Raw genomic sequence first — 13,697 nt, 5'->3', positions numbered from 1 at the left:
GGCGGTCAGAGGCCCGACGAGAGCGGCAGGAACCTTGGCCCCACCCACCCGAGCCCCCACCGGCGGCCAGAGGCCCGACAAGGGCGGCAGGGACCGGACCCCCACCCACCCGGACCCCCACCGGGGGCCAGAGGCACGGGGCGAGCGGCAGGGACCGGGCCCACCCACCCCCACCCCCACCCCCCACCGGCGGTCAGAGGTTCGGCGCGAGCGGGAGGGGCTGGTTCGGGGGGTGCCCCCGCAGGACTGCGCACGACAAGAGGTCACCGGAGACGCAGCGAGGTCGATGTGCGCAGTCCGAGGAGGTACCCCCCGAAGCGGCCCCGACCCCACCACCACCCCCCGAACGGCACCCGCACGCCACCCCGCACAGAGCCCGACCCCCACGCCCCGACCCCCCTCCGAGCAGAGACTACCGCCCGCGTTCCCGCAGCTCAGCGCACCGCCCCGACCGATCACCCCGTCCGGTTTGCGGGCATATGCCCGAGATGCCATTCTGAAGATCCACCCGAAACGAAGGAGATGGTTCCATGGCTACGGAGCTGACAGCCCCCGTCGAGACGGCCCTCGCCGTCGAGGTCGAAGGACTGCTGGATTCCGCAGAACCTGAAGGCATCTACCGAGACACCCGCGAGTGCGGCGGCGGCCTGCTCCTCGCAGGGCTCCTGCTCATCTCGCCCCCGACGCCCCGTCCGACGAAGACGGACGCCCGCTGACGGCTTAGGGGAGAGCATTGGTCGAGCAGGCGCAGGAGAACTCACCCCTGAGCGCTGCGGTGGCCGATGTCGCCAACGGAGTCGCCCTCGCCCTTGACGGCGGGGGCGGCTCCTACGCGCTGTCGGCCCTTCTCGCACAGGACGACCGGGTCGCGCTCGCCGCGATCCGGGTACTGGGCGCGGACGTCCTCGCGCCCTACGCACTGGGCCGCGCCGCGGGTGGCGGCCCGGACGGGCAGAGCGCCGGCGGCCCGGACGGGCAGCTCGTCCGCCGGGCGCTCGCCGCGTACCCGCCGGGCGCGGACGCCTCCGACGTGTCGCGCTGGAGCTACCAGGGGCTCGCCGAGGCGACCCGGGCCTTCCTCCCCGATGAGGGGACGTCCGGGTACTCCGGTACGGAACCCGCCGGCGGCGGCGCGAACCCCGCGGACGGACAGCCGTACGCGGACCGCTTTTCGTACTCACTCTCACCGGAAAACGCCGGCCCCGCGGGCTCCCCGAACCCCGCGAACCCCGCCAGCCCCGCAGGCTCCGCAGCCGACGCCTGGCTGCGCGACGCCCCCTGGCCAAAACTCTCGCACCGGGCCTCCCAGCTCGCCGCCCTCGCGCTCCCCGGCCTCGCCCCCGCGCTGGCCGCCGGGCTCGCCGCCCGGACGGAGGATCTGGCCAGGGGTTTCGTCCGGGCGGTGCGGCGGCGCGACTGGTTGCAGGCCGCGGGCGTCGGGCGCTGGCTGGTGCGCGCGCCCGACGTACCCGACAGCCTCGGCCTGGAAGCGGGCATGGTGTACGTGCGGCGGATGAGCGGCGGCGACCCGCGGGTCGCGCTGCACGCGCTGGCCGCCCGGCGCTTCCCCGGCGGCGGGTCCCGGTGAGCCGCGGGCGCTCCGCGGGGTCCCGCGCGGCCCCGCCCGCCGACACCGCGCTGCTCGACGACGTCGCCGCCGGCGCCCTGCGGTGGCTCGACGCGATGCGGCCCCACTTCCGCCTCCCGGCCGACGTCACGACCGACGCCGACCCCAACCTCACCCTCAAACCCCTGGGCGAACTGGCCGAGTTGGCGCAGGTCATCCACACCCTGCACCCGCTCGCACCGCTACGGGACGCCGCCGCCGAGCTGTTCGCGTTCGCGTGGAAGGAGACCCGCGACGGCGAGCTCTTCGCGGAGCTGGTGCGCGGCGAGCCCGTCGCCACGTATCCGGTCGAGCTGTACGGGGTGTTCGCCCGGGTCGGGCTACGGCACCCGGGAGCCGAGGAGTTGATCGAGGCGACGACCGCCCTGCGCCGCTGGCGGGTCGCCCGCGAGGACCACACCCGCACCCTCGGCGTCCTCAACGCCGAACTGCGCATCGGCCTGCCGCCGCACGCCGACGCCGCGGACGTCCTCGCGCACACCGGCCTCGGCATGCGCTCCGAGCCGTGGGCGCTGGACCGCAAGGCCGCGTACGGCATCACGCACGACGTCTTCCACCTCACCGACTGGGGCCGCGCCCCGGGCCGGCTGCCCGACCGGCTCGCGGACTACCTGCGGCTGTGGCTGCCGGCGTGGACGGTGAGTTGGGCGGAGGAGCGGCTGTGGGACCTGGTGGGGGAGTTCCTCGCGGTCGCCGCGTGCCTGCCGGGCGCGCCCTACGACGCCGCGGGGTGGGCGGAGTTCGCGGCGGCGCGCGGCGCGGGGGACGCGGTGCCGGAGTCCGGCGAACCGCCCGGGCCCGATGCGACGCCGGGGGAGCGGTTCACCGCGTGCTACCACTCCACGCTGGTGGCCGCGTTCGCCGCGACGCTGGCCAGGGCGGCGGTGGGGCGCTCGGGGGCCGGCGGCCCGGCGCCGACGAGCATTGCGGGTGCCGCCCGCGGGGGCGGCCCGGCCGCCATGACGACCCTCACCGGAAGCGAGAAGAGCCCGTGACCGCCGCACCCTCCCCAACAACCCCCGCGCCCCCCGCCCTTCTGCACGCCGTCGGCGACCGCGCGCTGGCCTGGCTGGACGCCCACCGCGAGCACTTCCGGCTCACCGAGGAGGACCGCGCGACCGGCCGCGGCATCGTCGAACGCCTCAAGCCCGTGGGTGAGTTGGCGATCAACATGCGGGTGCTGGCGCGCGAGGGCGTGGCCGGCTCCCGGCAACACGACGCGTCCGTACGGCTGCTGGACCACGCCTGGCGCGACCTCCTCGACGGCGGCAACCTGCTCGCCGAACTCCAGCGCCAAGAGCCCATGTCGCCGGTGCCGTTGGAGATCTACGCGAGCCTCCACGAGCTGGGCCACCGGCACCCGGGCCTGGAGGAGGCGATCGACCTCGCGCGGATGACCCGGAGTTGGCAGGCCCTGGAGATGATGCCCAACCGGCGGCTCGGCGTCCTCAACGCCGAACGCAAGATCGGCCTTGTCCCCAGCGGCGACCCCGAGCAGGCGCTCGCGGCGACCTGGCTCGGGCGGATGCCCGAACCCTGGACGGTGCAGCTGCACATGGCGTACGACATCACGCACACCGTCTTCCACCTCACCGACTGGGGCGCGGCCCCCGACCGCATCCCGCCGGCCCTCGCGGACTACCTCACCGCCTACCTCCCGGCGTGGCTCGCCGACTGGTCCGAGCTCCACCACTGGGACCTGGTCGGCGAGTTGCTGGTCGTCGACGCATGCCTGCCGCGCCCCACCCTCGACGCCGACCTCTGGACCCGCTACGCCGCCGCGCAATCCCCCACCGGCGCGATGCCCGTCCAGGGCGCGATGCCCACGGGCTCCCCGTCCGACGTCTTCGACCAGGTCCACCACCCCACCCTGGTCGCCACCTTCGCCTCCGCGATGGCCACCTCCCGCGCCCTCACCGCAGACCTCCCCACATGACCCCCACCCCTGACGCCGCCCTGCCCCGCCTCCTCACCACCGCCGTCTCCCGCGTCCGTGCCCCGGACGTGGTGCTGGCGGTAAGCCGCGCCGGCACGAGGACCTACGCCTCGGGCGGTACGGTCCCGCTCGGGGTGGGGCAGGGGCCCGGCGCTTGCTCCGAGCCCGGGCCTGCGGTGGGCTCGTACGCTCCCGGGCCCGCGGCTGCGGGCGGCGCGGGTTCGAACATGGGTGGGCAGGCGCCCGGCGGTTGCTCCGAGTACGGGCCCGCGGCTGCGGGCGGCGCGGGCCCGCTCGGGGACGGACCGGCACCCGGCGCTTGCTCCGAGTACGGCCCCGGGGGATACGTCCCCGGTGGCGGGCTCCCGGTCGGCGCCGGTCCCCGCGGGGCCGGGCCCGCGCCCGGCTCACCTCCCGGGGGCCGGCCGGCGACCGCCGCCCACCCCGACTTGGAACGGCCGCACCACACCCCCAAACGCGAGGAGTTGGCCTACGGGCTCGGCTCGCTCACGAAGACGTTCACCGTCCTGCTTCTCGCGGACCTCGCCCGGGCCGGGGCCCTCGGGCTCGACGATCCGCTCGCCGCGCATCTGCCCGGCGTGCGGCTGCCGCCCGGCAACGCCCGGCGGATCACCCTGCGCCATCTGGCCACGCACACCTCGGGGTTGCCGCGGGTCCCGCGGGATCTGCTCGCCGGCGCGGTGCTGCGCCCGTACCGCAACGCCTATGCCGGCTACACCCGCGAGCGCCTGCTCGCCGCCCTCGCCGGCGCCCGCTTGCGCCATGCGCCCGGCACCCGCTGGCACTACTCCAACCTCGGCCTGGCCCTGCTCGGCCCCGCCCTGGAACACGCCGCCGGCGCCCCCTACGCCGACCTCCTCACCGCCCGCGTCCTGCGCCCCCTCGCCCTGACCTCCACCACCCTCGGCCCGGGCCCGCACCCCCTCGCCCCGGCCCACCGCGGCGACGGCCGCACCCCGCTGCCCCCGGCCGAGATGTCCGCCTTCGCCCCGGCCGGCGGCCTGTTCACCACCCCGGCCGACCTGCTGACGTACGCCGAGGCCCTGCTCACCCCACCCCCGAGCAGCCCCCTCGCCCCCGCCCTCGCCGACGTCCGGATCCCCCAACTCCGCCGCCGCACCCCCGGCCACCGCGCCGAGATCCACACCCTCACCTGGTACCAGCACCCCACCCCCGCCGGCCCCCTCCTCTTCCACGCGGGCGCCACCTTCGGCCAGCAGTCCTTCCTCGGCCTCCACCCCCCGACCCGCACCGCCGTCGCCGCCTTCGCCACCCGCCACGACCGCACCACCGCGGTCGTCCGCACGGCCTACACCCTCCTCCACACCCTCATCGCCCGCTGACCTCACGGCCGTTGCGGCCCGCCGTCCGGCTCACTCCACGATGTGCGGAACGAAGCGTGCGTAGCCGTCCGTGACGAGGGTGGAGGATTCGCGGATGCCGAGGCCGGCCGGTTCGCCGGCGATGACCCAGGCGCCGAGGACGGTGTGGTGGGTGGCGAAGGTGGGGAGGGGGGCGAGTTGCTGGTAGCAGTGGCGGTCGTGCGGGGGTGGGGGAGGGGGCGGTGGTGGGGTCGGGGACGGGGGGTGGACGGTGATGCCGGCGCCCTCGCGGCCGAGGAGGGGTTTGGCGACGTAGCCGGTGGTGGTGGCGAGGTCGCGGGGGGAGTCGAGGTAGGCGGGCAGGAGGTTGGGGTGGCCGGGGTTGAGCTCCCAGAGGACGGCCAGCAGCGCCTTGTTGGACAGCAGCATCTTCCACGCGGGCTCGATCCAGCACGTCGTGCCGGTGCCGCCGCCGTTGTCTAGGGTGTCGAGGACCTGCGGGCCGAACGGGTCGGTGGCCAGCCACTCCCACGGGTAGAGCTTGAAGCACGTGCGGATGAAGCCGAGCCGGGTGTCGACGAAGCGGCCGGCCAGGCTGTCCCAGCCGATGTCCTCGACCGGCAGCGCGACCGTGGGCAGGCCCGCCTGCTCCGCGGTCTCGCGCAGGTAGGCGACGGTCATCAGGTCCTCGCCGGCCTCGTCGGTCTCGGTGTGCGCGAAGTGCACCGGGCCGGGCGGCAGCAGGCGGGCCTGGTCGCGCCAGGCGTCGACGAGGCGTTCGTGCAGGGAGTTCCACTGGTCGGCGTCGGGGAAGCGGTCCTCCATCCAGAACCACTGCGCGCTCGCCGCCTCGACCAGCGAGGTCGGGGTGTCCGCGTTGTACTCCAGCAGCTTGACCGCGCCCGGGTCGCCGCCCGGCCCGGCGCCCCCGCCGTACCGCAGGTCGAACCGGCCGTAGAGGGAGGGGAGTTCGGCGCGCCGCCGCCAGGACTCGGCGACGAGGCCGGCCAACCGGCGGTCGGTGATGCCGAGTTCGGCGAAGCGGTCGTGCGCGACGATGTGCTCGGCGGCCTCCAGGCACAGCCGGTGCAGCTCGGCGACGACGTCCTCCAGCGCCTCGATCTCGTCGAGGGCGAAGGAGTAGTACGCGCTCTCGTCCCAGTACGGGCGCAGGCTGCCGTCCGGATGCCGGGTGAGCGGGTAGACGACGCCCTGCTCCTCGACGATCCGCTGCCAGTCCGCGCGCGGTGCGATGACGTGCCGCCGCATCGCGGCATCCCCTCCCCCTGGCGCCCACGTCAGCCGTGAACGCCCTCCTCGTGGCCGCCTATGCCGCCCCGGCTGACCCCCGACTTCTCGAAACTCCCGCCGTACGCCTTGCCGTTGTGGACCGAGCCGCCGTAGTAGTAGCGGCCGGGCCCGCTGTCGTGGCAGTCCTTGTCGGGCAGTTGCTTGTACGTCGTCGGGTCGACGCACCGCTTGTCCGGGTCGGAGGAGCACGCGACCAGGCTCGCCGCGAGCAGCCCCACCCCTCCCAGCACCACCGACGCCGACCGAAGACTCCGCTGACGTGACGCAGGCATGGTGAAACCCCCCGGTTGTTCTGCCGTTCACTCCCCAGCATCCTTGCACCCGCCGCGCCGCCTGCCACCCCCGGGGACGTGACCCGCGTACGCGCGGCGTGCGCGGCGCGCGCGCCGCCGTTCCCGTACGCCCGGAAAGGCCGGCGAATTCCTGCGTGCGCCGGCGGTTTCCGCCCGCGTTTCCGACCATCCCAATTGTGATGATCGGAAGCGGTCCACTTCCCGTGCCGGCTAATAGCCCGATAGGGCTGGTAATGCGCCGGGGAGTTGGCACACCGGCCAAAAATCGGCAAAGCTGGGCAAAGATTTCGGCATAAGCATATGCCGTACGTCCATGCCTTGCGCATGCCATCAGCAGGTACCGACCGACCGGGTACGACCCGGTACCACCAGGGAGAACGCGTGCAGTACGGAACCGCCCTGCGGAACGAGATCGCGTCCGCCGGCACCACCCCGCTCATCGGGGTCTACGACATGTATTCCGCCTCGATCGCCGCCCGGCACTACAACGGATTCTTCGTCTCCGGATTCGGCTTCGCCGCGTCCTACTACGGCCTGCCCGACATCGGCTTCATCGCCTGGCCGGACATGGTCGCCTTTGCGGAGCGGCTGCGGACGGCATTCCCCGCGCACCACCTGCTGGTCGACATCGACGACGGATACGTCGACCCGGAGGTGGCCTGCCACGTCGTGCAGCGGCTGGAGCGGTCCGGGGCGTCCGGCGTGATTCTGGAGGACCAGAAGCGACCGCGGCGCTGCGGGCACGCCGACGGCAAGCTCACGCTGCCGCTGGAGGAGTACCTGGAGAAGCTGGAGCTGGTGCTCGCCAGCCGCCGGGACCTGCTCGTGGTCGCCCGTACGGATGCCACGGAGGACGACGAAATCCTGCGCAGGGCCGAGGCGTTGGCGCGCACCGAGGCGGATGTCGTGCTCGTCGACGGGGTGCGCAGCGTCGAGTGGGTCCACCGCATCCGCGAGGTCATCGGCGACAAGCCGCTGCTCTTCAACCAGATCGGCGGCGGCAAGTCGCCGCGGCTGTCGCTCACGGAGCTGACCGCGCTCGGCGTGGACGTCGCCATCTACAGCACGCCGTGCCTGTTCGCGGCGCACACCGCGATCGAGGACGCGCTGGTGGGCCTGAAGGCGGCGGACGGCCGGCTGCCGGAGGTGCGCGGCGCCGGCGCGGTGGGCGTGGCCGCCTCCACGCAGCTGCTGGAGCGCAATATCAGCCGCCACCACCCGCTGCCCCCGCCGTCCGTCCCGCACACCGCCCCCGCGCCGGCCCGCCGCCCGGTCGGCGTCTGAGCGGCCGGGGCCACGGATGGGCTTCCGTTACGGGAGCGGCCACCGGCGTGCGGCCGTACGCAGGGCGGGCGTCGTCGCGGCGCTCGCGGCGGGGGTGCTCGTGGGCGGCGGAAGCGTACGGGTGGCGCTCGCGGCGCCGTGCTGCGACGGTGCGCCGGCCGGCTCGCAGGAGCCCGCCGACCTGGACGAGGAGCCGGAGCTGCCGGCGCCCTCGCACGGGTCGAACCACGGGCTCCTGATCATCGACAACTCCAACGCCGACTCCTGGCTCGAAGTCGACCGGACCCTCAACACGCTGCTGGACAGCCAGGGCACGGCGGGCAGCGACCACGACGGCGACGGCGACGACGGCAACAACGGCCACGACGGCAGCAACGGCGACGACGGCAGCGGCCACGGCAGCAACGGCCGCGACGTCGACACCGCCGCCGTCCCGCGCGAAGGAGCCCCCTGACATGCCCGCCCTACGCCTGCGCCGCCCCGGCGCCCCACCCCGTACGCCCGGGCACGAAGCACCGCCCGGCACCGGCACCGGCATCGCGCGCACCGCACCCCGCCCGTACCGCCGTGCCCTGCGCGGCCTCGCGCGCATCGCCGACCCCTACGTCCTCGCCCTCGCCGGCACCGTCGCGCTCGCCGCGGCGGTACCGGCCGAGGGCGGGGCGGCGGTGGCGGCGGGCCGCATCGCGGACGTCGCGATCGGCCTGCTCTTCTTCCTCTACGGCAGCCGGCTCTCGGCCCGCGAGGCGCTGGCCGGCCTGCGCGGCTGGCGGCTGCACCTGCTGATCCTCGCGGCCACCTTCGTGCTCTTCCCGCTGCTCGGCCTCGCGGTGGGCGCCGCCGCGTCGTCCCTGCTGACCCCGCAGCTCAGCACCGGCCTGCTCTTCCTCTGCGTCGTGCCGTCCACCGTCCAGTCGTCGATCGCCTTCACCTCCACCGCCCGCGGCAACGTCGCCGCGGCGATCTGCGCGGGCACGTACTCCAGCCTGCTCGGCATGCTGCTCACCCCGCTGCTCGCCGGCGGGCTCATCGGCCAGGCCGTCCGCTTCTCGGCGGCGGGCCTGGCCGCGCTCGGCCTGCAACTCGTCGCGCCCTTCCTGGCCGGACAGCTCCTGCGCCGCTGGACGCACGGCTTCATCGGCCGGCACAAACGCGTGCTGGGCCGGCTGGACCGGCTGTCCATCCTGCTGGTCGTCTACACCGCGTTCAGCAAGGGCATGGCCGAGGGCATCTGGCGCCAGGTCACCGCCCCGCGCCTGGGCGCGCTGCTGCTGCTCGAAGCGGTGATGCTCGCGCTGGCCCTCACCGCCACCTCGACCGCCGCCCGCCGCCTCGGCTTCCCCGCGGAGGACCGCATCGCCGTCGTCTTCTGCGGCTCGAAGAAGAGCCTGGCCACCGGCCTCCCCATGGCCGCCGCCCTCTTCGGCCCCCGCGCGGGCCTGGCGATCCTCCCCCTGATGCTCTTCCACCAACTGCAACTCGCCGTCTGCGCCGTCCTCGCCACCCACTGGTCCCACCGCAACCGTCCCCGGCAACATAGCCCCGGTGCCCCACCGGGGAGCGACGCAGCTCCCGGCCTGGTGTGACGCAGAGCACCAGCAGCATGGTGCTCTGCATGGCGAATAAGAGGGTGACGGTGACGACCCCCGAGGATCTCCTCGACGGGATCCGCGCCGAGGCGGCCGGCGACCGCGGAACTCCAGGGGCTGACCCTCCTGCACCGCGACCGGGGCTTCGAGTGCGTCGCCGCCGTCACCGGTCAGCCCCTCCAGCGGTACGGCCCCGAGGCGGGGAAATAGCGGCAGAGTGCCCGCCGGTGCGAGGCGGTCACCGCGACTGAGGCCGACCGGGACGCGCCGGTGTGTGCCTCCGCCTCGGCCCGGTGTGGAAAAAAGCGCCGGGGCCGTGCAACCCCCCATCGTCGTACGGGAGTACCTACGGGCGGACGTCCGGTCGGTACTGGAGCGCGCGGCGAGGTCGCGCGGTGAACGGAGGAGGGGTCGTACATGCGTGGGACGTATGTGAGGAGGGCGGTCGTGGCGGGAGCCGTCGCGGCCGTCGTGGGGGGCGTGTCGTTCGGGGCGTCGGCGTTCGCCGAGGGGGGTACGGCGGCGCACAACGCGCCCGCGCAGAAGGCGAAGCCGGCCGCCGCGAAGCCCGCCGTCAAGCCCGGCGCCGAGCCCGGCGCGCAGTCGGCCAAGGACACCGCGCCGAAGGTCGTACGGCAGCTCATCGCCAAGGGCACGGTGGACGGCCAGAAGTGGTCCGTCACCCAGGAGTTCTACGCCACCTTCCCGGCCGGCTACGAGGTCCCGGCGCCGCCGCCCGGGCTGCCCGGCGGCGCCTCGGACGCCACCTCGCTGCTGTGCCAGCGGATGGTCGTCAATGGTGTGCGCATCGACCACCAGGGCGGCCCCTGGTCGGACTGCCAGCCGGTGAACGGCGCGCACGACCCCGGCGCCAGCGGGGAGGAAGGGCTGTGGGGCCTGCACGACAAGGGCACCACCGGCGCCCGGCTGTTCGTCGCCAACCCGGCAGGTGATGTCGCGTACGGCGTCGTCACCCTCTCCGACGGCACGCGGCTGACCGCCCGCCGGGTGAGCGTGCCGACGACGGACTACGGCACCTGGGCCGTCGCGATCCCTGACGGCAGGACGATCGCCACCGTCGACGCGTACGACGCGCACCACCACCGCGTCAGCCACGAGACCGACTGGCGCTGACGGGCGACCGGCCCCGCGAGGGAGGGGACACGCGTTCCGTGCGGCGACCCGAAGGACCGGCGTCCGGTGCCGAATCCGGCGCCGGTCCCGACGCCGGCGTGCTCGGCGCCGCTCACCCGTCCCCTCCCTCCGGCAACGGCCGCCCCCGCAAGGGGGGTTCGGGCAGCGGCGGCGCCGCCGACGACGCGGACGCCGACTTCAGCCGCTTCGTCGCCGGCCGCTGGCGCGCCCTGACGCACACCGCCTACCTGCTCACCGGCGATTTCCACGAAGCGGAGGACCTGGTGCAGGCCACGCTGGTGAAGGTCTACCCGCACTGGCGCCGGGTGCGGCCGGACACCGCCGAGCAGTACGTGCGGCGGGCGCTGGTCAACACCAACCGCAGCCGGCACCGCCGCCGCCGGGTCGTCCACCTGCTGCTGCCCGCCCTGCCGGACCACTCCGCCGTCGAGCACGGCGCGGGCGGACCCGGTGGGGCGGGCGCGGGGGAGCGGGACGCGCTGGTGCGGGCGCTCGCCGAACTGCCCGAGCGGCAGCGGGCGGTGGTGGTGCTGCGCTACTGGGAGGACCTGTCGGCCGAGGAGGTCGCGGCGACGCTGCGCTGCTCCGTCGGCACCGTCAAGAGCCAGGCGTCCCGCGCGCTGGCCAAGCTGCGCAGGAGCCCGGCCCTCGCCGACCACGTCCCCGCGCCCCACGCGGCGCCGCACCTGCGTACCGTCGGTGCGGAAAGCCGCGGCTACGGGACGGGAGGCACCGGATGACCAGCCCCCCCAGCGGCCCCCGCAGCGGCCCCCCGAGCGGCCCCCGGGACGGCCACGGAAACGCCCCCCGGGACGGCCACGGAAACGCTCCCCGGGACGGCCACGAAAACGCGCCCCGGAACGCCCCCCGGACCCCCCCGCCGGCCCGCACCGCCACCCCCCAGGACGACATCGCCGCCCGCCTGCACACCGCCCTCGCCCGTACCCTCGCCGCCCGCGACACCTCCCCCGCCCCCGTCGACCGCATCCTCGCCGCCGGCCGGGTCCGGCGGGCCCGGCGCCGTACCGCCGCCGTCGCCGCGTCGGCCGCGTGCGTCCTGGCGGTGGGCCTGGCCGCGTGGCTGCCGCGCCTGGACGCCCGTACGGCCCCCGAGCCGGTACGTTCCCGGCCGCCGGTGACCGCAACGCCCCGGCCGTCGCAGGACTCCCTGGTCACCGCCCGGATCGCGCACGGCACGGTGGACGGCACCGCATGGTCGGTCACCCTCGAATACCGCCCGGGAATGCACCTGTTGTGCCAGCGGATGCTCATCGGCACCGAGCGCGTGGACAGTTCGGGCGGCCCGTGGTCGGACTGCCAGACGGTGCGCGGCGCGTACGACCCCGCCATGTCCGGCGAGGAGGGGCTGTGGGGGCTGTCCGGCAAGGGCACCGAGGGGCTGCGGCTCTTCGTCGCCAACTGCACGCCGGACGTGGCCTCCGGGGCCGTCACCCTCACCGACGGCACCCGCCTGACCGCCCCTACCGTCACCGTGCCCGGCACCGGCTACCGGGCGTGGGCGGTGGCGATCCCGGACCACCGCACCATCGCCTCCGTCGACCAGTACGACGCCGGGCAGATGCCGGTCAGCCACGAGACGCAGTGGCGCTGAGCGCGCCCGCCGGCCTCAACTCCCGCAGCGCGCGGCCACGTCCGGCGCGTAGCAGGGCGGGTAGCCGCCGCCGGCCATCACGTCCTGGCCCTCCCCGCGCAGCGCGAAGTCAAGGAAGCTCGCGGTGAGCGAGCCCGCGCGCGGCACCCCGTACGTATAGGCGTGCTCGATCTCGGTGAAGGGGTACGCGGGGTCCGCGCTGCCCTCGGTCCCGGGTGCGTGGCCGTCGATGCTGAGGACGCGCACGCCCTTGGACGTGGCGGCTGCCCTCGCCTCGCCGTAGCCGATGGCGCCGGGCACGGCCGCGACGGTCCGCAACACCTCGGCGGTGCTGTCGAGTTCGCAGCGGATGACCTTGTCGGAGGGGGAGTTGCGGGTGCGGCAGTCGCGTGAGGTGAAGGCGGGCTCGCCGTGGTCGTCGAGTATGCGGCGGCGGAAGATGTCGCGGGTGCCGGAGTCGGCGCTGCGGCTGACCAGCTTGATGTCGAGGTCCGGGCCGCCGAGTTGCCGCCAGTCGGTGATATCGCCGCTGTAGACGCGGCGGATGTCGGGGCCGGACAGGCCCGTGACGGGCACGTCGTCGTTGACGACGAGCGCGAAGGTGATGACGGCGGCCCGGTGGTCGGTCAGGCCCGGGTAACTCCCGTCCGGCTTGGGCCCGTCGGACATCGCCACGACCGCCGGCGCGTCCGCGCCCTTCCGCAACGCGTCGCCGGTTTCCGACAGTTGGCGTACGCCCTGCTCGCTTCCGCGCGCCTGCACGGTGATCGTGGCGTCCGGGCAGTCCGCCTCGTACGCCTTGGCGATCGCGGTCATGGCGGGCGCGAACGCGGTGGAGCCGGTGACCTTCAGCTCGCCGGTCGCGCAGCCGCGCGGCTGCGGGGTCTTCTCGCCGGCGACGATGATGGCGGCGAGCACGGTGACGCACACCGTCAGCAGCACGGTGATGACGCGCGCCGGGCGGCTGAAGGACGGCGGCTTCTCGTCCATCGGCACCGAGCGGTTGGGCTTGACCCGGCCGCCGGAGATGCCACCGGTGATCTCCACCCGGGAGTTGACCGGGCCGCCGGTGAGGCGGATGAGCAGCTTGTAGTGCTCGCCGGGGTTGAGCGGCACCCGCGGCAGGTACACCCGGTTGCCGTCGTGCCGTACGCCCGTGACGTCGTGGCCCAGCCGGAAGTGGTCGATCAGGGTGCTCGGGTCGGGCTGGGTGACCGCCGCGCTCTGCACCTGCCGGCCGGCGAACTGCACGGTCAGGCCGCGCTGCGGGTCGGGGTCGGTGTAGTCGCCGGTGCGGATGTCCTCGGCGCCGTCGTTCTCGATCCGCAGCAGCACCAGCGTCGCGTCGGGGGTGCGCGGAAGGGCGTTGAAGAGCTCGTTGTCGCCGTCGACGGCGATGTCCATCTGGACGCGGTAGCCGATGCTCTTGCCGCGCACCAGCCGCTCGTACCAGACCACCCCGATCGACACGAGCACACCGACCAGCGCGGTCGCGACGGCCACGACGTTGTCGGCGCTCAGGAAGTCCCCCACGGTCGCCCCGCCTC

General features: G+C 74.7%; 14 protein-coding genes and 1 pseudogene. 12 read left to right on the top strand and 3 right to left on the bottom strand.

The window, feature by feature from the left end:
* Nucleotides 1-530: 530 nt before the first annotated feature.
* From HCN08_RS22400 to HCN08_RS22380, 5 genes are all read left to right on the top strand, one after another.
* Nucleotides 531-716, top strand: coding sequence for a hypothetical protein (locus HCN08_RS22400; protein ID WP_167984983.1), 186 nt, complete (start codon nt 531-533; stop codon nt 714-716).
* Nucleotides 717-733: 17 nt separating this feature from the next.
* Nucleotides 734-1,588: a hypothetical protein gene (locus HCN08_RS35615; RefSeq protein WP_240970322.1), complete on the top strand. Its 855-nt coding sequence runs from the start codon at nt 734-736 to the stop codon at nt 1,586-1,588.
* The gene (locus HCN08_RS22390) at nt 1,585-2,622 is read left to right on the top strand and encodes a DUF6895 family protein (protein ID WP_322974614.1); all 1,038 of its coding nucleotides are present in this window, start codon (nt 1,585-1,587) and stop codon (nt 2,620-2,622) included. Before HCN08_RS35615 ends, HCN08_RS22390 begins: the two co-directional genes overlap by 4 nt.
* The gene (locus HCN08_RS22385; RefSeq protein WP_167984982.1) at nt 2,619-3,563 is read left to right on the top strand and encodes a DUF6895 family protein; all 945 of its coding nucleotides are present in this window, start codon (nt 2,619-2,621) and stop codon (nt 3,561-3,563) included. Before HCN08_RS22390 ends, HCN08_RS22385 begins: the two co-directional genes overlap by 4 nt.
* A gap of 449 nt (nt 3,564-4,012) precedes the next feature.
* A complete protein-coding gene (locus HCN08_RS22380; RefSeq protein ID WP_240970321.1) occupies nt 4,013-4,927 on the top strand; it encodes a serine hydrolase domain-containing protein in 915 nt (304 codons plus the stop codon).
* Nucleotides 4,928-4,957: 30 nt separating this feature from the next.
* Here the strand turns inward: HCN08_RS22380 and HCN08_RS22375 are convergent, their stop codons facing one another.
* Entirely contained in the window at nt 4,958-6,175 is a 1,218-nt protein-coding gene (locus HCN08_RS22375) for a glutathionylspermidine synthase family protein (RefSeq protein WP_167984981.1), read from the bottom strand.
* Nucleotides 6,176-6,204: 29 nt separating this feature from the next.
* Nucleotides 6,205-6,489 (bottom strand): hypothetical protein, encoded by a 285-nt coding sequence (locus HCN08_RS22370; protein WP_167984980.1) that lies wholly within the window; start codon nt 6,487-6,489, stop codon nt 6,205-6,207.
* Nucleotides 6,490-6,891: 402 nt separating this feature from the next.
* Between HCN08_RS22370 and HCN08_RS22365 the strand changes: the two genes are divergently transcribed.
* The 7 genes and pseudogenes from HCN08_RS22365 to HCN08_RS22335 all read left to right on the top strand — a co-directional run bounded on the left by HCN08_RS22365 (nt 6,892) and on the right by HCN08_RS22335 (nt 12,150).
* Nucleotides 6,892-7,794, top strand: coding sequence for an isocitrate lyase/PEP mutase family protein (locus HCN08_RS22365; protein ID WP_167984979.1), 903 nt, complete (start codon nt 6,892-6,894; stop codon nt 7,792-7,794).
* Between the two features lie 16 nt (nt 7,795-7,810).
* The gene (locus tag HCN08_RS34810) at nt 7,811-8,248 is read left to right on the top strand and encodes a hypothetical protein (RefSeq protein WP_206319091.1); all 438 of its coding nucleotides are present in this window, start codon (nt 7,811-7,813) and stop codon (nt 8,246-8,248) included.
* 118 nt (nt 8,249-8,366) lie between these two features.
* Entirely contained in the window at nt 8,367-9,380 is a 1,014-nt protein-coding gene (locus HCN08_RS22355; protein ID WP_240970340.1) for a bile acid:sodium symporter family protein, read from the top strand.
* A gap of 99 nt (nt 9,381-9,479) precedes the next feature.
* Nucleotides 9,480-9,593: pseudogene (locus HCN08_RS35610) on the top strand (PIN domain nuclease); the annotation flags it as partial.
* Between the two features lie 237 nt (nt 9,594-9,830).
* Nucleotides 9,831-10,517 carry a hypothetical protein gene (locus tag HCN08_RS22345; RefSeq protein ID WP_167984977.1) on the top strand — a complete coding sequence of 229 codons (687 nt, stop codon included), beginning with the start codon at nt 9,831-9,833 and terminating at the stop codon, nt 10,515-10,517.
* 38 nt (nt 10,518-10,555) lie between these two features.
* Nucleotides 10,556-11,278 (top strand): SigE family RNA polymerase sigma factor, encoded by a 723-nt coding sequence (locus HCN08_RS22340; protein WP_322974613.1) that lies wholly within the window; start codon nt 10,556-10,558, stop codon nt 11,276-11,278.
* Nucleotides 11,275-12,150: a hypothetical protein gene (locus HCN08_RS22335; protein WP_167984976.1), complete on the top strand. Its 876-nt coding sequence runs from the start codon at nt 11,275-11,277 to the stop codon at nt 12,148-12,150. The genes HCN08_RS22340 and HCN08_RS22335 overlap by 4 nt, the downstream gene beginning before the upstream one ends.
* A 15-nt stretch (nt 12,151-12,165) precedes the next feature.
* Here the strand turns inward: HCN08_RS22335 and HCN08_RS22330 are convergent, their stop codons facing one another.
* The gene (locus tag HCN08_RS22330; RefSeq protein WP_167984975.1) at nt 12,166-13,683 is read right to left on the bottom strand and encodes a PstS family phosphate ABC transporter substrate-binding protein; all 1,518 of its coding nucleotides are present in this window, start codon (nt 13,681-13,683) and stop codon (nt 12,166-12,168) included.
* Between the last annotated feature and the right edge of the window lie 14 nt (nt 13,684-13,697).

Source organism: Actinacidiphila epipremni (genome assembly GCF_012034175.1).
Classification (GTDB): domain Bacteria; phylum Actinomycetota; class Actinomycetes; order Streptomycetales; family Streptomycetaceae; genus Actinacidiphila; species Actinacidiphila epipremni.
The sequence above is the reverse complement of the archived record's forward strand: the minus strand, read 5'-3'. Positions and strand labels throughout refer to the sequence as shown.